Here is a 23,603-nt window from a genome sequence, read left to right as displayed (position 1 = left end):
TCGTCGTCTCCGGACCACCCGACCAAGTCGCCCACACCGTCACCGCATGCGAACAAACAGGCCACCGCGCCCGACTCATCGACGTGGACTACGCCTCCCACAGCCCCCAAATCGACGAAATCGCCGAGGAGTTGCACGAACTCCTGGCCGGGGTCAAGCCGGTGCCGGGCCAGGTGGCGTTCTACTCGACCGTCACCGGCGCCCGCATGGACACCAGCGGACTCGACACCACGTACTGGGTCAGGAACCTCCGCGAACGAGTGCGCTTCGCCGACGCCGTACGAGCACTCCTGAACGACGGCCACCGCGTGTTCATCGAAGCCAGCACCCACCCCGTCCTCACCATCGGCATGCAGGAGACCTTCGAGGAGGCGGGGGTCGAGGCGGTCACCATCCCGACCCTGCGGCGCGACCACGGTGGACCGGCCCAGCTGGCACGGTCCGTGGCGCAGGCGTTCACCGCCGGGGTCACCGTCGACTGGACCCGCTGGTTCCGCACCGACCCCGCACCCCGCGTCATCGACCTGCCCACCTACGCCTTCCAGCGTGAGCGGTACTGGCTGGACGGAGAGGGCGGGCCGGGTGGCGATCCGGCCGATCTGGGTCTGACGGCCGCCGGGCATCCGCTGCTCGGCGCCGCCGTGGAACTCGCCGACGGCACCACCCATGTGCTCACCGGCCGGATCTCCACGCGGTCCCATCCATGGCTCGCCGAGCATGTGGTGGCGGGTGCGGTGCTGGCGCCGGGCGCAATGCTGGTGGAGTGGGCGCTGCGGGCGGCCGACGAGGTCGGCTGCGGCGGGGTGGAGGAGCTGGCGCTGCAGGTTCCGCTGGCGCTGCCGGAGTCCGGTGGGCTGCGGGTGCAGGTGGTAGTGGGTGCCGTGGCGGAGGACGGGCGGCGTGAGGTGCGGATGTACTCGCGTCCCGACCGTCCCGACCGTCCCGACCGGCCCGACCAGCCCGGCCGTCCCGACGGCCCCGACGGCGCCGGCCACGCCATGGCCCTCGATCCCGGCCCCGACGCGGGGTGGGTGTGTCATGCGGTGGGCGTGCTCGCGCCCGCGCCCGAGACGCCCGCCCCGGTGGAGGGCCTGGGCGGGGCATGGCCCCCGCCGGGCGCCGAACCGCTGGACGTGGGCGCCTTCTACGAGCAGGTGATGGCGGCGGGGTACGGCTACGGCCCCGCGTATCAGGGCCTGACGGCCGCATGGCGCCACGGCGGGGATGTCCTCGCCGAGGTGGCCCTGCCCGATGCCGCGGGACGCCGGGACGGATTCGGCATCCATCCGGTGCTGCTGGACGCGGCGCTGCATCCGTCGCTGCTGATGGACCGGCCCGAGGGACAGGAGGACGACGGCCAGGTGTGGTTGCCGTTCGCCTGGAACGGCGTGTCCCTGTGGGCCACCGAGGCGGCCACCGTACGGGTCCGGCTGTCGCGTGACGAGGAGCGGCAGTCGCTGCGGCTGACGGTGGCGGACACGGTGGGCGCTCCGGTGCTGACGGTCGACTCGCTCGTGACCCGTCCGGCCGCGACGGACCAGTTGCGCACGGCCGCGGCCAATCGCGCCGTGGACGGCCTGTTCACCCTGGACTGGACGCCGCTGCCCGCTCCGGCCACCGCACCGTCCCCCACCTCGGTGGTCGGCGACGGCGGCTGGGTGGTGCTGGGCGAGGACCGGCTGGGGCTGGCGGAGCCGTTCCGGGCGGGCACGGGCGATGCCGTGGCGTGCCATCCGGATCTGGAAGCGCTGATGGCGGCCGTCGACGCGGGTGAGCCCGCCCCCGCCGTCGTCCTGGCCCATCCGCACGCCGCCGAGGGCGGCCACGGGGACGGGCTGGGGCCGACCGAGGAGTTGCTGGGGCTGGTGCAGTCCTGGCTGCGGCGCCCGGCGCTGGCCGACACGCGGCTGGTGGTCGTCACACGGGGTGCGGTGGCGGCGGGCCGGCTCGGCAAAATCACCGATGACGCCGACGACGTCCACGCCATCACACTGGATCCGTCCGGTGCCGGGGCATGGGGGCTGGTCCGCAGCGCCCAGTCGGAGAATCCGGGCCGGTTTGTGCTGCTCGACCTCGATGAGGGCCGGAAGGGCCTCGTGGAGGCCGTAGTACGCGCGATCGAGGCGCACGAACCCCAGGTGGCGGTGCGGGACGGGCGGGTGCTGGTACCCCGGATGGTCCGCGCGGCGGCCGCGCCCGGCCCGGCTATCGAGGGCCAGGACGAGGAGGGGACAGCCGGACTCGACGCCGATGGCACCGTGCTGATCACGGGTGGCACCGGCACCCTGGGCGCTCTGGTCGCCGAACACCTGGTGCGCACCTGGGGGGTCAGGCATCTGCTGCTGGTGAGCCGGAGCGGCCCGGAGGCCGCCGGGGCCGATGAACTCACCGGCCGCCTCAGCGAGTTGGGCGCTCGGGTACGGATCGCCGCGGCCGATGTCACCGACCCGGACGCGGTGGCCGGTCTGGTGGCCGGGGTCGATCCCGCGCATCCGCTGACCGGTGTGGTCCACGCGGCCGGGGTGCTGGACGACGCCGTCCTCACCACCCAGACCCCGGAGCGGCTGGCGCGGGTGTGGCGTCCGAAGGCCACGGCCGCGGCCCATCTGCACGCCGCGACCGCGGAGCTGCCGCTGTCCCTGTTCGTGCTGTTCTCCTCCACGGCGGGCACACTGGGCGCCTCCGGGCAGTCCAACTACGCCGCGGCGAACGCCTATTGCGACGCCCTGGCCGCCCGGCGCCGCGCCCTCGGCCTGCCGGGGCTTTCGGTGGCGTGGGGGCTGTGGGCCGACGCCAGCGGGATGACCGGGCATCTGGGGGAGACGGACCGGGCCCGGATGAGCCGGTCGGGCATCGGGGCGATGTCCAGCGAGCGGGCGCTGGGGCTGCTGGACGCCGCCGTGCGCCACGGCCACCACCATCTGATCGCCATCGACCTGGACGTACGGGCCCTGGCGGGCCAGCCGGCGCTCACCCTGCCCGCTCCCCTGCGGGCGCTCACCGGTGGCGGTACGGCCCGGCGCACCGCGGCCACGGCCCGGCCGCACACCGACTGGGCCGGTCATCTGGCCGCGCTGCCGGTGGAGGAGCAGCGCCGTACGCTGCTCAACCTGGTCCTCACCCATGCCGCGGCGGCGCTGGGCCACTCCGACCCGGGGCGGATCCAGACCGAGCGCGGCTTCCTGGAGCTCGGTTTCGACTCGCTCACCGCGATCGAGTTACGGAACCGGCTGACGGCCGTGACCGGGCTGCGGCTGGCCACCACCCTCATTTTCGACCACCCGAATCCGGCCGCGCTCGCCGTCCATCTGCACGCGGAATTGGCGCCCGAGGATGTGGATCCGCTTCCCCCGATGCTGGGCGAAATCGACAGGCTGGAAAGCGCGCTGCTTTCCGTGGCCCAGGACGAGACGGCGCATGAGGCGCTGCTCAAGCGCCTTCAGTCCACGCTGTCGAAACTGGGCGCCCTGCACGGCGGCGGGACCGAGGAAGGCCGAGCGGCCGGCCGTATTCACGACGCCACGGCCGACGAGATCTTCCAGTTCATCGACCAGGACCTGGGCCGAAGCGAAAGCGACGGAGAGCATGCACATGGGGGCACACGGTGATTGATGAGCGAAGCCGGAAGAAGCTCATTCTCGAGCACAGCCGCCGGATGAACGCCGCGGATATCGACGGGCTGCTCGAACTCTACGCGGACGAGGTCTCGTTCGAGGATCCGGTCGGATCGGGGCGCAGGACCGGGCGGGACGCCCTTCGTGCGCATTTCGAGGAACTCGCCGCCGCGGGTATCACCGAGATTCCCGGTGAGCCGGTCGCGGGGCAGGACGGGGTGCATGTCCTGGTGCCGGTGACGGCCACCATGGACTATCTGCCCAAAGGGCCCGGCTTCGCCGAGCGCGGCTGGCTGACGGCCCCGGACGCACCGGAGAACTCCCGCATCACCTGGGACTACGTCCTGATGATGCGCGCGGGGGCCGGTGGCCTCATTCAGGAACTGCAGATGTTCTGGGGGAGGTCGGACATTGCCATCGCCGGCTGATCCCCCACGACCCCCGCACCGCACAGGAGGCGTTCATGGCCGATGAGGCGACCCTCAAGAGGATGGCGCTGGAATACGCGCGGCGCATGAACGAGGGTGATGTCGAGGCCGTATTGGAGCTCTTCTCGGACGACATCGTCTTCGAGGACCCGGTCGGCGCGCCCCCGCTCATCGGAAAGGACGCGCTTCGCGAACACATCGCCTGGTCCATCGAATGCCAGGTGCACGAGACCCCGGGCCGTCCGGTCACCTCGATGGACGGCCGCAGGGTGGCGGTGCCGACCACGGTCACGGTGTACGCGCCGGCCAAACTCACCTTCAGCATCATCGGCGTGATCGAACTCGGTGATGACGGTCTGGTCCATCACGCCCAGGCGTTCTGGGGCATCACGGATACGAAAGTGGGCGACGGCCCCGAACTCACCGGTGTCGCCCATTTCATGGCGGTCACCCAGAACCTCGCCAAAATGGTCCAGGCCAAGGGCAGCCCCAGTCCGATGTAAGGCCGTAAGCGGTGAAGGGACGAGAGCGAAAACCATGACCGAACCCACACACGGAATCGTTCTGGGCGGAGGCTGGGCGGGAATGCTGGCTGCCCATGTGCTGGCCCGCCATGTGGACCGCGTCACCGTCGTGGAGCGCGATGTGCTGCCGGACGGCCCCCGGCACCGCAAGGGATCGCCGCAGGGACGCCATGTCCATGTGCTGTGGTCCAGCGGTGCGCGCATCGTGGACACGCTGCTGCCGGGCATGATCGACCAACTGCTCGACGCGGGCGCCCGCCGGATCGGATTCCATCAGGATCTGGTGACCTTGACGTCCCACGGCTGGCAGCACCGCTTTCCGCCGCGGCAGTACGCCCTGATGTGCACCCGCCCGTTCCTGGACTGGAAGGTCCGCGATCGCGTGCTCGCCACCGGGCGGATCGCCGTGCGCCAGCGCACCGAGATCCTCGATCTGGTCGGCGACGCCAAACGGGTCACCGGGGTCCGGGGGCGCGACATGGACACCGGGGCGGGCGAAACCCTGGAGGCCGATCTGGTGGTCGACGCCTCCGGGCGCGGTTCCCGGCTCCGGCACTGGCTGTCGGCACTGGATGTGCCGCCGCTGGAGGAGGACGTCGTCGACGCGGGCATCGCGTACGCCACCCGTGTGTACCAGGGCCCGCCGGGCGCCGCCGCCGGATTCCCCGCCGTCAACGTGGCCGCCGACCACCGGCTGCGCGAACCGGGCCGGTTCGGCGTGGTGTATCCACAGGAGGACGGCACCTGGATGGTGACCCTGTCGTGCACCCGGGGCGCCGGACTGCCCACCCACGACGACGAGTTCCTGCCCTACGCGCGGACGCTGCGCCATCCGCTGGTCGCCGATCTCATCGCGCTCGCGAAGCCACTGACCTCGGTGGCCGTCTCACGGGTCGGCGCCAACCGGCGGCTGTATCCGGAGCGGCTGGACATCTGGCCGGAGGGGCTGCTGGTGCTCGGGGACGCGCTGGCCGCGTTCAACCCGATCTACGGCCACGGCATGAGCTCCGCGGCCCGCGCGGCCGCCGCGCTGGACACCGAGCTCCAGCGGTCCGGGATCGCCGGGGGAACGACGCACCGGACCCAGCGTGCGATCAGCGCCACCGTGGACGACCCCTGGATCATGGCCGCGTCCAAGGACGTGGAGTACGTCAACTGCCGGATGAACACGACGGATCCACGGCTGACGGGCGGCGCCGTGGCGCGGCAGCGCTTCTCCGACCTGATCGCCGACCGGTCGATCCGCTCCTCGGCGGTGTGTGATGTGGTGACCGACGTCATCAGCCTGACCGCCCCGCAGTCCGAGCTGGCGTCCAGCCGCTTCCTTTCGCTGATGCAGAAGGACCGGGTCCTCCCGGAGCTCACCGAGCCGCCGCTGACCGCCGATGAGCTGGCGCTGGTGGATCTGAGCCCGCGCAGCACAGTGGGTGCGGGCGGCTCATGAGCAACGAGGAAAAGCTCGTCGACTATCTGAAGTGGACCACGTCCGAGCTCCACGAGACCCGGCAGCGGCTGCGGGAGGTCCAGGAGGACCTGGAGGAGCCGATCGCCATCGTGGGCATGGCCTGCCGCTTCCCCGGCGGGGTGCGCACCCCGGCCCAGCTGTGGGACCTGGTGGCCGACGGGCGGGACGCCGTCTCCAGCTTCCCCACCGACCGGGGCTGGGACCTGGAGAACCTCTACCACCCCGATCCGGAAAACCACGGCACCTCGTACGTCCGGGCCGGCGGCTTCATCTATGACGCGGCCGACTTCGACGCGGAGTTCTTCGACATCGGCGCCCGGGAGGCGGCGGCCATCGAACCGCAGCAGCGGATGCTGCTGGAGCTGGCGTGGGAGGCGACGGAAAGCGCGGGCATCGATCCGCACACCCTGCGGGGCAGCCGGACCGGTGTCTACACGGGGGTGATGTACCACGACTACGCCTCGCGTCTGGACGCGATCCCCGAGGGTTTGCTGGGGCATGTGGGCAACGGCAACGCGGGCAGTGTGTCCTCGGGCCGGGTGGCGTTCACCCTCGGTCTGCAGGGCGCGGCGGTCAGCCTGGACACCGCGTGTTCGTCGTCGCTGGTGGCGATGCACCTGGCGGCCGGGGCACTGCGGCGGCGCGAGTGCACGCTGGCGCTGGCCGGTGGCGCCGCCATCATGTACACCGCGAGCGTGTTCCAAGTGGCCTCCAGCCAGCGCCAGTTGTCGCCCGATGTCCGGTGCCGGTCGTTCGCGGACGCCGCCGACGGCATGGTGTACGGGGAGGGCGCCGGCCTGCTGCTGCTGGAGCGGCTGTCGGACGCACGGCGCAACGGCCATCCGGTGCTGGCCGTGATCCGCGGCTCGGCCATCAACCAGGACGGTGCCAGTACGGGCATGGCCGCGCCCAACGGCCCCGCCCAGCAGCAGCTGATCCGCGACGCCCTGGCGAACGCCCGGCTGTCCACGGGGGACGTGGACGCGGTGGAGGCGCATGGCACGGGTACCGCGTTCGGCGACTCCATCGAGCTCCAGGCGCTGCTCGCCACGTACGGGCAGGACCGTCCGGACGACCGGCCGCTGCTCCTGGGATCCATCAAGTCCAACATCGGTCATACGCAAGCCGCCGCCGGAATGGCCGGTGTGATCAAGATGGTGATGGCGATGCGCCGGGGCGTGCTGCCGCGTTCACTCCACATCGACCGGCCGACCCGGCTGGTGCACTGGCGCAAGGGCGCGGTGCGGCTGCTGACCGAGCGGACGGACTGGCCGCGGGTGGACCGGCCACGGCGGGCCGGTGTGTCCTCGTTCAGCGCCAGCGGCACCAACGCCCATGTGATTCTGGAGGAGTTCACCGAATCGGCGGAGGGCGCCGCCGACGGTGGCGAGCGCGATCCGGGGGTGGTGCCGTGGGTGCTGTCCGCGCGGGGTGCGGCGGCGCTGCGCGGCCAGGCCCGAGCGCTGGCCGCGCATACGGCGGCCGGCCCGGTGCTGTCCCCCACAGACGTCGGCTGGTCGCTGGTGACCACACGGTCGGTCTTCGACCACCGTGCGGTCGTGGTGGGCCGGGGGCCGGACGAGTTGAGGGCCGGGCTGGCCGCGCTGGCGGCCGGTGAGCCGCACCCCTCGGTGGTGGGGCCCGATGTGGCCCGCACCGGCGCGGCGGCCTCGGCGGGCGGGACCGTGTTCGCCTTCGGTGGCGAGGGCGGTCATCCGCCGGGGACGGGCGCCGGGCTGTACGGCCGGTTCCCCGTCTTCGCCACGGCCTTCGACGAGGTCGGTGAGGTGCTCGGGGTGAAGGGGGAGCGCGACGCGTCCTCCCGGGCGGGACTGTTCGCCCTCTACATCGCGCTGGCCCGGCTGCTGGCCTCGGTGGGGGTGCGGCCCGGGGCGGTGGTGGGCTGTGGGGTCGGTGAGATCGCCGCGGCGCACATCACCGGTGCTCTGGACCTCGCTCACGCCTGCCGGCTGGTGGCCGCCGACGCCGATCCGGGCACCGGCGCCGATCCGAACGCGGTGGCGTACGAGCGGCCGCCCATGCCCTCGCTCGACGACGCCGGTGCGGTGTGGGAGCTGGGGCCCGGGGCGATGCTGCCCTCCGCCCCGGCGGCGCTGGTGCTGTCGCCCTTCCGTGGCGAGGGGTCCGAGGTGCGGGGGCTGATGCGCGGCCTGGCCCGTATGCACACCATGGGCGCCACCGTGGACTGGGCCGCCCTGTTCGACGGCGATCCGGCCCCCCGCACCGTCGCCCTGCCCACCTACGCCTTTCAGCGACAGCGCTTCTGGCTGGAGAACGAGGCTCCGGCGGATGCCGTGCCCACGGTGGAGACCTGGGCGGAGGCCGAGTTCTGGGATGCCGTGGAGCGAACGGACGCGGCGGCCCTGACCCGGGCGCTCGAGATCCCCGCCGGCCGGCGGAAGGCGCTCGCGGAGATCCTGCCCGCCCTGGCCACCTGGCGGCGGCAGCGGGAGTGGCGCTACCGCATCGCCTGGAAACCCCTCCCCGACCCGCCGACCCCACGGCTGACCGGCACCTGGCTGGTCGTGGCCTCCGGCGACGGCGGAGACGACGCCACGGTGGCCGCCGTGACCACCGCGCTGCGCCACCATGGCGCGGACACCGTGGCGTTCACCCCGGACGCCACGTCGTCGGACGCCACACCGCCGGACGACGAGACGCGGGCCCGGCGCATGGCCGAGGCCGTCGCCGGACGGCCGGTCGTGGGGGTGCTCTCCCTGCTGGCGCTGGGAGACGCCCGGCCACCGGCCGACGACGGGCGGGGCCCGGGGCTCGCCCCGACCGTGGAGTTGTTCGAGACGCTGCGGCGGGCCGGGGTCGAGGCCCCGGTGTGGCCGGCCACCCGCGGTGGTGTCAGCGTCGACGTGGGCGATCCGATGTCCCGTCCCGAGCAGGCCGGGTTCTGGGGCCTGGGCGGTGCGCTGGCGATGGAGCGTCCGCGCTGGTGGGGCGGGCTGGTCGAGCTGCCGGAGAGGTTCGACGACCGCGCGGGGCGGCGGCTCGCGGGGGTGCTGGCCGGGGCGTACGGCGAAGCGGAGGTGGCCGTACGAGCCGACAGCTGCTTCGCCCGGCGTCTGGTGCGCGATGTCCCCACGGGCCTCACCACCCCCGCCCGACGGCTCCGGGGGACGGTCCTCATCACGGGCGCCGCCACCGCCCTGGGCTCGCACACCGCCCGCTGGGCGGCCGAGGACGGCGCCGAACACCTGCTGCTCATCGACACCGCGCCACCGGCCGCCGACGTGGTGGCCGAACTCGGCGCCTCGGGCGTACGGGTGTCCGTGGCCACCGTCGATGTGGCGGACCCGAACGCGCTCGCCGCGGCCGTCGCCGGCATTCCCGCGGAGTTCCCGCTGACCGCCGTCCTGCATCTCACGGCGCCCCTGGCCGCCGAGGCGGGGCAGCTGGAGGTGGCGCGGATCGAGCGCGAGTGGGCGGCCACGGTGGCGGGCGCGCGGAACCTCTGCGCCCTCGGCAGCGACCATGAGCTGTCGGCCTTGGTGCTCGGGTGCTCGGTCGTGGGCGTCCTGCCCAGTCCGGGACTGGGCAACCAGGCGCCGGCGCACGCCTACTTGAGCGCGCTCGCCCAGGAGTGCCGGGCCCGGGGCGTTCCGGCGACCTCGGTGTGCTGGGGCTCGATCGACGACCCCGACACGGCCGTCGGCGCCGCCAAGCAGCTGCGCACCAACGGGCTGCCCGCACTCCCCCAGCGCTCGGCCGCCGCCCTGCTGCGGCAGGCGGTGATGGCGGACACGGCGTCCGTGGTCATCGCGGACATCGACTGGGCCTGGATGACCGCGCACGCCTCCGAGCTGGGAACACATCGGCTCTTCGATGACGTCTCCGGCCCTTCGACCACGCCGCATACCCACCGCGGTCGGTGACCGACGCCGACCGGCCCCAACCAGGCGGGAGTACCCATGAACGCACACACCAAGCTCAACAACCACACCCCCGGCGACGCCACCGAGGCTCAAGGAGACGGATCCGCGATGCAGACGGAGAAGAGCGAGACCGCACTCGACGGGGCGGCGCTGCACCAGGCGCTCGCCATCGCCACGGCCCAGGAGCGCGAGGACATCATGCGGGAGACCGTACGGACCCAGCTGGCCGACATCCTGGCACCCACCGCGGTGGACGACGACAGCAACTTCCTGGAGAACGGGCTCACTTCGCTGACCGCTCTCGAACTCACCCGCAATCTGATGACGCTCACCGATGTGGAGATCCCGCTCGTCGCCATCCTGGAGTACCCCACCCCCGCCCAGCTCGGCCACTACCTGGCCGAGGCGTACGCCGCGGTGAACTCCGGTGACGGCGCCACGGCCTAGTCCGGCCGCGGGGCACAACGCCGCGCGGGAGGGGGATCAGCCCCTCCCGCGCGGCGTTTTCGATGATGCGGGCCAGGTGCGTCAGAAGGCGCACTCCACATGCTTGATGGCCTCGACGAAGCTGGCCACCAGCCGCCGGGGCTCGCCCACCGTGCGGATCTCCGGCAGCCGGCCGAACAGCTCGCGGAAGAGCACCGTGACCTCCATCCGGGCGAGATGGGCACCCAGGCAGAAGTGCGGTCCGACCGACCCGAAGGTCATATGGGGATTGGGGTCCCGGGTGATGTCGAACGCGTAGGGGTCGGTGAACACGTCCTCGTCCCGGTTGGCCGACCAGTAGAAGAGCAGCAGCTTGTCGCCCTCCGTGAAGCGGTGGCCGTTCACCTCGCAGTCGCGCCGGACGGTGCGCCGCATCCAGTTGATGGGGGTCGCCACCCGCAGGATCTCCTCGACCGCGCCCGGCGCGTGGGCCTCGAAGTCGGAGAGCAGCAGCTTCCGCTGCTCCGGGTGGTCGCTGAGCAGCACCAGACCGCGCGAGATGGCGTTGCGGGTCGTCTCCATTCCGGCGACGACGAGCAGGATGAAGAAGGACGAGAGCTCTTCGGGGCTGAGCCGCTCGCCGTCGATCTGCGCCTGCACCAGCCGGGTGATCAGATCGCCTGTGGGGTTGCGGGTGCGGTCGGCGGCGAGCCGTGCGATGTAGTCGGCGAGTTCATGGGAGGTCTTCAGCAGGGCGGCGGTGGCCTGATCGGCCCGGGGAACATATTCGGGGTCGAAGGTGCCGACGATGATATTGGACCGGTCGTAAATGAACTCGTAGTCGTCTTCGGGAATCCCCATCATGCCGCTGAGGACCGCGATCGGCATGATCGCCGCGACCTTCCGGACGAAGTCGCCGGGGCCTTCCGCGATGAGGTCGTCGACAATCTTCCGGGCCGCCTTGTGGGAGGCCGCCTCGAACTCGGCGGCCATTCCCCGGCCGAACGCGCGGGAGACCAGCCGGCGCATCCGGGCGTGCTGGGGATTGTCCATGTTGATCATCGATCCGAAGAAGTTGTTGAACTCCTCCGGCAGGTCGATGATGCTGATCGCGGTGGGCACGGAGCCGAAGTCCTGCGGGCGCCGGCTCACCTCGGCGATATCGGCGTGCCGGACCATCGCGTAATAGCCGGACCCCTGCCCGAACCCGGGCATGACCGGCTCGCGGAAGAGCACGGGCTCCGGCCGTCCGCGCAGCGCCGCGAAGGCGGCGTCGCGGTCGCCGTAGGGCTGTGCCCAGAAGGACAAGTCGGTGAGGTCGATGTCGTCGATGTGGGCGAACCTGGATTCCGGGGGATACACGGCGCCTCACTTCAGCTCGGAGTCTACGGTCGGCAGGGGAGGTGGATCGGCATGAGAGTATGAATCACCCGGCCATCCAGCATCTCGCCCACCGCTAAAGCGCCGCTAATCCGCGCATACATCACATCCCCAGCGGTCGAATCGGATTGGGTGCCCCGGCTAGAATTCCGCCATGGATATTTCCGTGCCCGTAACCGACGATGTGAAATTGCATTTCCGGCACCGGCCGGGAACGGCGTCGCTTCCCTTTCTCCTGGTCCACGGCATGGCGTCGAGCGCCCGGCTGTGGGACGAGGTCGCCGACCACCTGGCCGCCGCGGGCCACGCGGTGTACGCGGTGGATCTGCGCGGCCACGGGGACTCCGACACCCCGGAGACCGGGTACGACATCCCGACCGCGGTCGCGGATCTGGTGGCGGCGTCCGCCGCCCTCGGGCTGGACCGGGTGGTGGTGGCCGGTCACTCCTGGGGCGGCAATATCTCGGTGCGGCTGACCGCCGAGCACCCCGAGCTGGTCGCCGCGCTGGCGCTGGTGGACGGCGGCTGGCTGGAGCCGGCCAAGGCGTTCCCCTCCTGGGACGCGTTCGTCGGCGCGCTGCGCCCGGCGTCCTTGGAGGGCGCCACCGTGCAGAGCGTGAGCGACTACTTCCGCGCCATCCACCCGGACTGGTCCCCGGCGGCGATCGAGGCGGCTGTGGACACGATGCGGGTGAACGCGGACGGGTCGCTGTCCCGGCGCATGTCCACCGAGCAGCACATGTCGATCCTGCACAGCATCTGGAACGAGCCGCCGAGGCCGTGGTACGCGGCCATCGACGTGCCTACCCTGCTGATGCCCGCCATCCCCAAGGGCGCCGACGCGAAGTGGGCGGACCGCATCCGCTCCCGCATCAGGGAGACCACGGCCGATCTGCGCCACGCGACGATGCGCGAATATCTGGACTCCGAACACGATCTGCACGCCCAGCACCCCCGACGGGTGGCCGAGGACCTGCTCGACCTGGCCCGCGGCCTCCAGACGGTCGGCGACGCCCGCTGACCGGCACGGCACCGCCTTCTCGATCGCCGAGTTCAGCGCCCCGACCGTGGCCTCGAAGATCTGCTCGTCGTCACCTCGGCGAGTTCGGCGCTCGGGCGGGTGATGTTCGGGAGCACAGCGGTTGACGCACCGGCGGTCGCGGGCCCGGGCCCGCGACCGCCGGTCAGACCCCGAGCTCGCGGTCGATGAGGGCGAACACCTCATCGGCGGTGGCCGCCGCCAGGTCCTGCTCGCCCGCGGGCTCATCGGCCTCCTGCGCGGTGGCGGCGTACTTCCACACCAGGGCCTGCAACCGGTTCACCAAGGCAGCGCGGCGCGGGTCGCCGGTCGGCAGCCCGGCCAGTGCGGCCTCGAGCTCGTCCAGGTGCCCGGACACCGGATGTGCCGCGTCGGCCTCCCCCGGGTCCACCTCGGCCAGCAGATGGCCCGCCAGCGTGCGAGGCGTCGGATAGTCGAAGACCACCGTGGTCGGCAGGCTCAGCCCCGTGGCGGCGCGCAGCCGGTTCCTGAGCTCCACGGCCGCGATGGAGTCGAACCCCAGCTCCTTGAACGGGCGGTCCGGCTCGACCGCCTCCGGCGCCGGATAGTGCAGTACGGCGGCCACATGGGCGCGTACCAGCGCCAGCAGCCGCTCGACCCGCTCCTCCTCGGGCAGGGCACCCAGCTCCCGCCGCAGCGCCGACGCCTCGTCGGCGCCGGTGTCCTCCGCGGGGCCCCGTGCGGCCTCGATGGCCTGGCGGGCGGCCGGGACACCGTCGAAGAGCCTGCTGGGACGGGCGAGGGTGAACAGCGGCGCGAAGCGCTCCCATGCCACATCGGCGATGGTGACGCCCGGATCGTCATGGTCGAGCACCTGGCGCAGTGCGGTCAGCGCCGGCCGGGGGTCCAGCGGGGACAGGCCCTGCCGCCGGGAGCGTTCGGTGTGCGAGGCCGTCGTCGCGTCCGGCGTGCCGCCGCCGTACGGCAGGTCCCACAGCCCCCACGCGATCGAGACGGTGGCCCGTCCGCCGGCCCGGTCGCGCCGCGCCAGCGCGTCGAGGCAGGCGGTGGCGGCCGCGTAGGAGCCGTGGTCCTTGCTGCCCCAGGACGCGGCGACGGTGGAGAAGTAGACCACGGTGTCCTCGGGGCCCATACCGCAGAGTTCGTCCAGGTGGCGCCCGGTGTCGTCCAGGTGGGCGCGGATCTCCTCGGCCAGCCGCCGCGGGGTGAGCTCCATCAGCGGGGCCAGTTCGCCGGAGGCCGAGGTGTGGACGATGGTCCCGATCCGTCCGCTCTCCTCCGCCACGCGCTCGACGAGGCGCACGGTGGCTTCCCGGTCGGCGGGCACGTGGTCGGCCACGGTGAGTCCGGTGCCGAGCGCGTCCAGTTCGGCCTTCAGCCGCACGGCGCCGGGGGCGTCGGCGCCTCCGGGGGCCAGCATCACGATGTGTTCCGCCCCGTCTGCGGCCAGGTGGCGGGCGACATGGGCGGCGGGTCCGTCGGCGGGTCCGGTGATGAGCACGGTGCCCTTGGGCTTCCAGGTGCGCCGCGGGGCACGGCCGCCGATCGGGTCGGGGATCAGCCGGCGTCCGTACGCACCGGTCGGGCGCAGCGCCACCTCGTCCTCGCCGCAGGCCCCGGTGAGCAGGGCGCGCAGCCGCTCCGCGTCGAGGGTGTCGGGGCTCGCGGGCAGATCCACCAACCCGCCCCACCGGTCGGGGTGTTCGAGGGCGGCCACCCTGCCGAGCCCCCACAGCTGGGCCTGGTGGGGAGCGTCCAGGGGGTCGGAGTCGTCGATGGAGACCGCGCCACGGGTGGCGCACCACAGGGGCGCGGTGACGGCGGCGTCCACCAGCGCCTGGAGCAGGGTGAGCGTGCCGGTCAGCCCGGGCGCCACGCCGGGGAGCGCCGGCGCGGCGTCGTTCAGGGCCAGCAGCGACAGGACGCCCGTCGGTGGCATCTCCTCGGCGCACCGGGAGCGCAGGAGCTCGGCGAGCCCCTCGCGGTCGGTGTCCTCGGCCACCTCCAGCCGCCGCGCCTGGCCGCCGTTTGCGCCCAGCGCCCGTACGCAGGCGTCCGTCCAGGCGTCGGAGGCGCCCTTCGGGTGGACCACGAGCCAGGAGCCCACGGCCGCGGGAGCGGCATCGGTGACGGGCCGCCACTCGGCGCGGTAACGCCAGGAGTCCACGGTGGAGCGCTCACGCCGGGCGCGCCGCCATGTCGAGAGCGCGGGGAGCACGGTGCCCAGTGAGGTCCGGTGGCCGGTGTCGTCCGGGAGGCTCAGCGTCTCGGAGAGCGCGCTCAGGTCCTCGCCCTCCACGGCGGCCCAGAACCGGGACTCCTCCTCGTCCGCCGCGGGCCGGTGGTCGAAGGACACCGAGTCGGCCAGCCAGTAGCGCTCCCGCTGGAAGGCGTAGGTGGGCAGTTCGACGGTGCGCGGGGCGGCGGGGCCGGTGGGGTGGAGGGTGGTCCAGTCGACCGCGACGCCCGCTGTGAAGGCCAGCGCGAGGGACTCGATCAGCCGTGCCGGGCCGCCGTGATCTCGCCGGAGCGTGGGCACGGAGACGGCATCGACCCCGGCTTCCTCGAAGCTCTCCTGCATGCCCACCGTCAGTACGGGGTGGGTGCTGCTCTCGATGAACACGCGGTGGCCATCGGCCAGCAGCGCCCGGACGGTGTCGGCGAACCGCACCGGTTCACGGAGGTTGGTCACCCAGTAGCCGGTGTCCAGCCCGGTGGTGTCGATCCGGCCGGCGGTGACCGTGGAGTAGAACGCCACGCTGGACGCGACCGGCCGGACACCGGCCAGGGCCTCCGTCAGCTCGTCGGCGATCTCGTCCACCTGGGGGCCGTGCGAGGCGTAGTCCACCTCGATCGGCCGCGCCCGGTCGCCCGTCTCCTGACACGCCACCACGGCGTGCGCCACCTGCTCGGGCGGCCCGGAAATCACCGTGGACGAGGGGCCGTTGACGGCCGCCACGCCCACGGCCGCCGTCCGGTCGCCCAGCCCGGCCAGCAGCTTCCCGGCCCGTTCGCGGCTCACTCCCAGGGAGGCCATCGCCCCGCCACCGGCCAGCCGCCGCAACGCCTTGCTGCGCAGCGCCACGACCTTGGCGCCGTCCTCCAGCGACAGGGCACCGGCCACCACCGCCGCCGCGATCTCGCCCTGGCTGTGCCCGATCACCGCCGCTGGACGTACGCCATGGCCCGCCCACACCGCGGCGAGCGACACCATCACGGCCCACAGGACGGGCTGCACCACATCGACACGGCCCAGGTCGGCCGCCCCGTCGGCGCCGCGCAACACATCGGTGAGGGACCAGTCGACGTACGGCGCCAGGGCACGCTCACACTCCGCCACCCGGGCGGCGAACACCGGTGAGGCGTCGAGCAGTTCGGCGCCCATGCCCGCCCATTGCGAGCCCTGGCCGGGGAACACCAGCACCGGGCCCAGGTCCCCGGCCACGGCGGCGCCACCGGTGTGGACCAGGCCCGGGTGCGTCCCGCCGGTGGCCAGCGCCTCCACGGCCGCCATCAGCTCCTCGCGCGTCGCGCCCACGGCCACGGCCCGGTGGTCGAACGCCGACCGGGTGGTGACCAGCGACCAGCTCACCTCGGCGGTGGACGGCCCCGGATCGGCGGCCATCCGCCGGGCGAGCGCCGCCGCCTGGCCCCGCAGGGCCTGGGCGCTACGGGCGGACAGCACCCAGGGCACCACGGCCGTCGCCACAGCCGATGCCGCAGCCGCCGTTGCCACCGCCGTCGCCGCTGCCTCGGGCTCGCGGTCGGCGGACTCCTGGGGCTCGGGCTCCTCCGGCCCGGCAGGGCCACTCGGCNGGGCTCCTCCGGCCCGGCAGGGCCACTCGGCTCGGGGGCCTGCTCCAGGATCAGATGGGCGTTGGTGCCGCTGATCCCGAACGAGGACACCCCGGCCCTGCGGGGGCGCTCACCCCTCGGCCACGCCACCGGTTCCGTCAGCAGCCGTACCCCGCCACCTTCCCACTCCACGTGCGGGGTCGGCTCATCGATGTGCAGGGTGACCGGCAGCGTCTCGTGGCGGAGCGCCATCACCATCTTGATCACACCGGCCACACCGGCGGCCGCCTGGGCATGGCCGATGTTGGACTTGAGCGACCCCAGCCACAGGGGCCGTTCACCGGGCTCACCGGGCCGGTCCCGTCCGTAGGTGGCCAGCAGCGCGTGTGCCTCGATCGGGTCGCCGAGGGAGGTCCCCGTGCCATGGGCCTCCACGGCGTCGACCTGGTCGGCGGCGAGCCGTGCGTTGGCCAGCGCCTGGCGGATCACCCGTTCCTGCGACACGTCGTTGGGCGCGGTCAGTCCGTTGCTGGCACCGTCCTGGTTGATGGCCGAGCCCCGGATCAGTGCCAGCACGCGATGTCCGTTGCGCCGCGCGTCCGACAGCCGCTCCAGCAGCACCAGGCCGACGCCCTCGGAGAAGCCCGTGCCGTCCGCGCCGGCCGCGAAGGACTTGCAGCGGCCGTCCGGGGCCAGCCCGCGCTGCCGCGAGAACTCGGCGAAGGCGGTCGGTGTGGTGAGCGCGGTGACCCCGCCCGCGAGCGCCAGATCGCATTCGCCCTGCCGCAGCGCCTGGCTCGCCAGGTGCATCGCCACCAGCGACGACGAACACGCCGTGTCCACCGTCACCGCCGGGCCCTCCAGACCGAAGGTGTACGCCACCCGGCCGGAGACCACACTGGTGAGGCTGCCGGTCGTGGCGTAGCCCTCGAAGCCCTCCGGCACCCGCGGCATCCGGGACAGATAGTCCTGGCTGGACACGCCCGCGTAGACACCGGTCCGGCTGCCCTTCATCGTCACGGGGTCGACGCCCGCGCGCTCGAACAGCTCCCAGGCCACCTCGAGCAGCAGCCGCTGCTGCGGATCCATCGCCAGGGCCTCGCGCGGGCTGATCCCGAAGAACTCCGCGTCGAAGCGGTCGGCGCCGTCCAGGAATCCGCCGTGCCGGACATAGCTGGTGCCCGGGTGGTCGGGGTCCGGATGGTAGAGGCCCTCCAGATCCCAGCCGCGGTCGGTGGGAAACGCGGTGATGCCGTCACCGCCGGAGGCCACCAGCTCCCACAGCTCCTCGGGGCAGCCGACGCCACCCGGATAGCGGCAGGCCATGCTCACGATGGCCACCGGCTCCTGGGACCGCTCCTCCATCTCGCGCAGCCGCCGGCGGGCCTGCCCGAGATCCACCGTGACCCGCTTCAGATACTGGCGGAGTTTCTCTTCCGTACCCGACATCAGTCCTCACTCACGGTCAAGAGGGCAGTTCCCTGTCGATGAACTCGAACAACTCGTCGTCCGACGCGGAGTCGAGGGCGCCGTCGTCCACGGAGGGGCGGTGCTCGGCGGTGGCCTCGGCCGGTGTGTCGTCGTTGAGCCGCCACAGCAGCGCCTCCAGGCGCTTCGCCAGCCGGCCGCGGGCCTCGTCGTGGGCACCGAGCCCCGCCATGGCCGCCTCCAGCCGCTCCAGCTCGCCGAAGACCGGCTCCGAGGTGTCCGCCTGTGCGGGGCACAGCCGCTCGTGCAGTTCGGCGGCGATGGCCGAGGGCGTCGGATGCCTGAAGACGACGGTGGCGGGCAGCCGCAGCCCGGTGGCGGCGGCGAGCCGGTTGCGCAGCTCCACCGCGGTCAGCGAGTCGAAGCCCAGGTCCTTGAACGGGGTGTCACCGGACACCGCCCCGGCGTCGGTGTGGCCCAGGACCGCGGCGGCCTGCGTGCGCACCAGCGTGAGCAGGATCCGGTGCCGCTCCTCCGCTGGCGCCGCCGTGAGCTGGGCGACCAGACCGGCGGCGGGCGCCCCGGTGGCGGCGGTACGACGGGTGGTCGTCCCGCTGTCGAGGAGCGTGCGCAGCAGGGCGGGCAGGGTGTCCGCGGGCTGGGCGGCCAGGGTCCGGAGGTCGAGCTGTACGGCCGCGGGTTGCGGGGCGCCGTGCCAGCAGGCGGCGTCCATCAGCCCCAGCGCCCGCACGCCGGACATGGCGGTGATGCCGGAGCGGGACATCCGGGCCAGGTCCGCCTCGGCCAAGTGCCCGGTCATACCGCTGGCATCGGCCCACAGCCCCCAGGCCACCGAGACGGCCGGGAGGCCCATGGCCTGGCGGTGGACGGCCAGGGCGTCGCAATAGGCGTTGGCGGCGGCGTAGTTGGCCTGGCCCGGGCTGCCCATCACGCCCGCGGCCGAGGAGAACATCACGAACATGCCGAGCCGCAGATGCGCGGTGGCGGCGTGGAGATGGGCCGCGGCCCGGGCCTTGGGCCCCCACACCCGCGCCAGACGCTCCGGGGTCTGCGAGGTGACCACCGCGTCGTCCAGCACACCCGCCGCATGGACGACACCGGTCAGGGGGTGCGTTGGGTCGATGCCCGCGACGAGATCGTGCACCGCGGCGCCGTCGGTGACGTCCACCGCCTCGATCCGGGCCTCGGCGCCCAGGTCGGCAAGCCGGGCCACCAGTTCCTTGGCCCCGGGTGCGTCGGGGCCACTGCGGCTCACCAGCAGCAGATGGCGGATGTTCCAGGTGCGGACGAGGTGTTCGGCCACCAGTGCGCCGAGGGTGCCGGTGCCGCCGGTGATGAGCACGGTGCCGTCCGTGTCCACCGGGGCGGGCACGTCCAGGACCAGCTTGCCGGTGTGCCTGGCCTGACTGAGATACCGCAACGCCTCACGCGCCCGGCTGAGCGGCCACGCATGCACCGGGGGCGGCTCCAGCGCACCGGAGGCGAACAACTCGCCCAGCTCTCGCAGCATGTCGCCGATACGGTCCGGACCGGCGTCGGTGATCAGGTCGTAGGCTCGATAGGTCACCCCGGGGTGTTCGGCCGCGATCAGCTCCGGGTCGCGGATGTCGGTCTTGCCCATCTCCAGCAGCCGCCCGCCCTCGCGGAGGAGACGGAGTGAGGCATCGACGAAGGGCCCTGCGAGGCTGTTGAGCACCACATCGACACCACGTCCACCGGTGGCCTCCCGGAACGCCTCTTCGAAGGCCAGGTCGCGCGACGAGGCCCGATGGGCCTGGTCGATGCCCATCGCCTCGAGAACCCCGTGCTTCGCCGGGCTCGCCGTCGCGTAGACCTCCGCGCCCAGGTGTCGCGCCATCCGCACCGCGGCCGTTCCCACGCCACCCGTCGCGGCATGGATCAGCACTGACTCGCCGGGGCGCAGCCCGGCGAGGTCCGTGAGTCCGTACCAGGCGGTCAGATAGGCCACCGGTACGGCCGCCGCCTGCCGGAAGCTCCATCCGTCCGGGACCGGCGCCAGCAGACGCGCGTCGGTGACCGCGAACGGTCCGAACGACTGGTCGAGGACGCCCATGACGCGGTCGCCCACGGACACATGGGTCACCTCGGGGCCGATGTCCACCACGACTCCGGCACCCTCACCACCGAGTCCGGTCTGGCCGGGCACCATGCCCAAACCGACCATGACATCACGGAAGTTGACGCCGGCGGCCCGTACGGCGATCCGTACCCGGCCCGCGCCCAGGGGCTCCAGCACCTCGGGGCAGGGCACCGGTACGACGTTCTCCAGGGTCGCCGTGCCCGCCGTGTCCAGCCGCCATGCCTCCGGCTGCGCCACGGGGCCGCCCACCAGCCCCGCACCGCCGGTACCGGCATGGACCAGGCGGGGCACGAGGGCCCGGCCGGCGCGCAGGGCCAGCTGAGGCTCGTCCATCTCCACGGCGCGCGCCACGGCGATGCGCAGGGCGTCGGTGTGCGGGTCGGCTTCGACGTCGGGGGCGTGGTCGGGGCCGTGGTCGGGGTCGGGGCCGCGGCCGTCGTCGCGGTCGAGGAGGACGAACCGGCCGGGGTTCTCCGACTGTGCGCTGCGTACGAGGCCCCATACGGCGGCCGCCGCCAGGTCCACCCGGGTGGCGCTCCCGTGGCCGTCGACGGCGACCGCGCCTCGCGTGACCACCACCAACCGGGCATCCGCCAGCCGCGGTTCGGCGAGCCAGCCCCGTACCAGCTCCAGCGCCCGTTCGGTCGCCGACAGCGCCTCGGCCGACGCTTCCTCGGCGCCGTCACCGGTGGGCCCGGTCAGGTCGGTCATATCGGCGAGAACGACGGGCGGTACGTGCTCGTCGGCATCGAGGGACGAGACCAGCGCGGCCGGATCCGGGTGGCCGCCGGCCCCCAGGACCGCCCAGCCATCGTCCTCAGCCGCTGCCTCTCCGGTCCCGGCCGCGAGCGGGAGGGGAGTCCACTCGACGGTGAACAGACTGTCCGTGGCGTGGCTGCCGGGAGCCACCGCCGCCCGCAGCTGATCGACGCTCGCTGGCCGCATCGCCACGGAGTCGACGGTCAGCACCGGAGCGCCGACGGCATCGGCCACGGTCAGCCGCAGTGCGCGCTCGCCCTCGGCGGTCTCCTGGTGGGGAGAGAGGCGTACCCGGACCGTGGTCGCCCCGGCCGCCCACAACGTCACGCCGTTCCAGGCGAACGGCAGCCAGACCCGGCCGTCGGTGGCTTCCGTACCGGTCGTCGCCCCGGTGTCCTCATGCGTGTCGAGCTGGTCGATCAGCAGTGCGGGATGCAGCGCGGCGTCCAGCAGCGCCGGGTGGATGCCGAATCCGGCCCGCTCCCCGGCGGCCTCGGGCAGGACCACCTCCGCGCACACGTCGGCCCCGTCCCGCCACACGGCCCGCAGCCCCTGGAAGGACGGCCCGTAGGCATACCCCGAGGCCGCCACCCGGTCGTAGAACCCCTCGACGCCGAGCGGTGCCGCACCGGCCGGAGGCCACGCCCCGCCCAGTCCCGGCGCCTCGTCGGAACGGTCCGGGGGCGGGCTCAGCACACCCTCCGCATGGCACACCCATCCCGTGGCGGCGGCCTCTCCTTCACCGGCGGCGGGCCGGGAGTACACCCGCACCTCGCGGCGCCCGTCCTCGGCGGCCTCGCCCACGACGATCTGCACCCGCAGCCCGCCCGGCTCCGGAAGGACCAGCGGCACGTGCAGCGCCAGCTCATCCACACCGCCACAGCCGACCTCGTCGGCCGCCCGCAGCACCCACTCGGCCAGCGCCGCGCCCGGGACCAGCACCGCGTCCGCCACCACATGTTCACCGAGCCATGTGTGCGTACGCGCCGAAATCCGGCCCGTCAGCACATGGCCACGGCCATCCGCGAGCTCCACGGCGGCTCCCAGCAGCGGGTGTCCGGCGGAGACCAGCCCCAGGTCGGCCGGGTCGCCGGCGCGTCCGCCACGGCCGTCGAGCCAGTAGCGCTCGCGTTGGAACGCGTAGGTGGGCAGACGGACCACGCGGGGTGCCGGGGAGCTCGGATACAGGGTGGTCCAGTCGACGTCGACCCCGGCGGTGAACGCCTGGGCGAGCGAGTGGAGGAGCTGGGCCCGGCCGCCGTGGTCGCGGCGCAGGGTGGGCACCGTGACGGCCGGGATCTCGGCTTCCTCGAAGGTCTCCTGCAGACCGAGGGTGAGCACGGGGTGGGTGCTGGCCTCGATGAACACCCGATGCCCGTCCGCCAGGAGCGCCTGAACGGCATCGGTGAACCGGACCCGCTCACGGAGATTCCGCACCCAGTAGTCCGTGTCCAGGAGGGAGCCGTCGGCCCGGCCACCGGTCACGGTCGAGTAGAACGCCGCGCCCGAGCCGGACGTATCGAGCGGGCGGACACCGGCCAGAGCTTCGTTCAACTCCTCACGGATCTCGTCCACTTGAGGGCCGTGCGAGGCGTAGTCCACCTCGATGAGCCGCGCCCGCTCCCCCGCCTCCTGGCACGCGGCCACGACAGCGGCCACCTGCTCCGGCGGCCCCGAAACCACCGTGGACGAGGGGCCATTGACGGCTGCGACACCTACGCCTCCGGCCTGGTCCCCCAGGTCGGAGAGCAGTTGGCCCGCCCGCCCCTGGCCCACGCCGAGCGAGGCCATCGCCCCGCCACCGGCCAGCCGCCGCAACGCCTTGCTGCGCAGCGCCACGACCTTGGCACCGTCCTCCAGGGACAGCGCCCCCGCGACGACGGCCGCCGCGATCTCGCCTTGGCTGTGCCCCACCACCGCCGCAGAACGTACGCCGTGTCCAGCCCATACCGCGGCCAACGACACCATCACCGCCCACAGGACAGGCTGGACCACATCCACCCGCCCCAGATCCGCCGCGCCCTCCGCGCCGCGCAGTACATCCGTGAGCGACCAGTCCACATAAGGCGCCAGTGCCCGCTCGCACTCCGCCACCCGGGCCGCGAACACGGGCGACGCTCCCAGCAGCTCGGCGCCCATACCGGCCCACTGCGAACCCTGCCCGGGGAAGACCAGCACCGGACCCACGTCACCCGTCAGCGCCGCCGCACCCGACTGCACCACGCCCGGATGCGACACACCGCTTCCCAACGCCTCCACAGCGGCCAACAGCTCCGCGCGGTCATCGCCCAACGCCACCGCCCGGTGCTCAAACACCGATCGGGTGGTGACCAACGACCACCCCACATCGACGGGCGAGAGCTCGGACGCGCCGCCCACGCACTCGGCCAAGGCGGCGGCCTGGCCGCGCAGCGCCTCCGCGCCCCGCGCCGAAAGCACCCACGAGAGCGTGCCCGGGGCGGAGGAGACCGGCTCCGCCTCCGGCGCACGCTCCTCAGGCGGGGCGGGAGCCTGCTCAAGGATCACATGGGCGTTGGTGCCGGAGGCGCCGAACGAGGACACCCCGGCCCGGCGCGGGCGCTCACCGTTGGGCCACTCCACCGCCTCGGTCAGCAGCCGCACCGCACCGCTCTCCCAGTCCACATGCGGGCTCGGCTCATCGATGTGCAGCGAGGCGGGCAGCATTCCATGGCGCATGGCCTGCACCATCTTGATGACGCCCGCCACGCCCGCCGC

8 protein-coding genes and 2 pseudogenes are annotated in these 23,603 nt (G+C 73.0%); 7 read left to right on the top strand and 3 right to left on the bottom strand.

Annotated features, from left to right (window positions below; all coding sequences use genetic code 11):
• From IEJ02_RS45875 to IEJ02_RS45850, 6 genes and pseudogenes are all read left to right on the top strand, one after another.
• Positions 1-3,608 (top strand): type I polyketide synthase (locus IEJ02_RS45875; protein WP_191070216.1); only part of this gene is annotated, 3,608 nt, incomplete at its 5' end.
• On the top strand, positions 3,605-4,042 hold the full coding sequence (locus IEJ02_RS45870) for a nuclear transport factor 2 family protein (protein WP_191070215.1): 438 nt from the start codon (positions 3,605-3,607) through the stop codon (positions 4,040-4,042). The genes IEJ02_RS45875 and IEJ02_RS45870, both read left to right, overlap by 4 nt.
• Before the next feature lie 35 nt (positions 4,043-4,077).
• Positions 4,078-4,545 (top strand): nuclear transport factor 2 family protein, encoded by a 468-nt coding sequence (locus tag IEJ02_RS45865; protein ID WP_137981537.1) that lies wholly within the window; start codon positions 4,078-4,080, stop codon positions 4,543-4,545.
• Positions 4,546-4,579: 34 nt separating this feature from the next.
• A complete protein-coding gene (locus IEJ02_RS45860; RefSeq protein ID WP_191070214.1) occupies positions 4,580-6,010 on the top strand; it encodes an NAD(P)/FAD-dependent oxidoreductase in 1,431 nt (476 codons plus the stop codon).
• Positions 6,007-9,684: pseudogene (locus IEJ02_RS45855) on the top strand (type I polyketide synthase); the annotation flags it as partial. The gene IEJ02_RS45860 and the pseudogene IEJ02_RS45855, both read left to right, overlap by 4 nt.
• A 288-nt stretch (positions 9,685-9,972) precedes the next feature.
• Positions 9,973-10,383, top strand: a complete 411-nt coding sequence (locus IEJ02_RS45850) for an acyl carrier protein (protein ID WP_191070212.1) — start codon at positions 9,973-9,975, stop codon at positions 10,381-10,383.
• 81 nt (positions 10,384-10,464) lie between these two features.
• Here the strand turns inward: IEJ02_RS45850 and IEJ02_RS45845 are convergent, their stop codons facing one another.
• Entirely contained in the window at positions 10,465-11,724 is a 1,260-nt protein-coding gene (locus IEJ02_RS45845) for a cytochrome P450 (protein WP_191070211.1), read from the bottom strand.
• A 172-nt stretch (positions 11,725-11,896) separates the two neighbouring features.
• On the opposite strand from IEJ02_RS45845, the gene IEJ02_RS45840 reads away from it, so the two are divergent.
• Positions 11,897-12,763, top strand: a complete 867-nt coding sequence (locus tag IEJ02_RS45840; RefSeq protein ID WP_191070210.1) for an alpha/beta fold hydrolase — start codon at positions 11,897-11,899, stop codon at positions 12,761-12,763.
• Positions 12,764-12,926: 163 nt separating this feature from the next.
• Here the strand turns inward: IEJ02_RS45840 and IEJ02_RS45835 are convergent.
• Positions 12,927-18,007: pseudogene (locus tag IEJ02_RS45835) on the bottom strand (type I polyketide synthase).
• Positions 18,008-18,023: 16 nt separating this feature from the next.
• Positions 18,024-23,603: SDR family NAD(P)-dependent oxidoreductase (locus IEJ02_RS45830; RefSeq protein WP_191070209.1), on the bottom strand; the 5,580-nt coding region annotated here is incomplete at its 5' end.

Source organism: Streptomyces sp. 5-10, from assembly GCF_014712245.1.
Classification (GTDB): domain Bacteria; phylum Actinomycetota; class Actinomycetes; order Streptomycetales; family Streptomycetaceae; genus Streptomyces; species Streptomyces violaceusniger.
Note: the sequence above shows the minus strand (reverse complement) of the source record. Positions and strands in the feature narration are given on the sequence as shown.

What these genes read in the sequence shown, in the direction of transcription:
- IEJ02_RS45840 (WP_191070210.1), top strand. Translation starts at nt 11,897, where the DNA reads ATGGATATTTCCGTGCCCGTAACCGACGATGTGAAATTGCATTTCCGG.
- IEJ02_RS45860 (WP_191070214.1), top strand. Translation starts at nt 4,580, where the DNA reads ATGACCGAACCCACACACGGAATCGTTCTGGGCGGAGGCTGGGCGGGA.
- IEJ02_RS45865 (WP_137981537.1), top strand. Translation starts at nt 4,078, where the DNA reads ATGGCCGATGAGGCGACCCTCAAGAGGATGGCGCTGGAATACGCGCGG.
- IEJ02_RS45850 (WP_191070212.1), top strand. Translation starts at nt 9,973, where the DNA reads ATGAACGCACACACCAAGCTCAACAACCACACCCCCGGCGACGCCACC.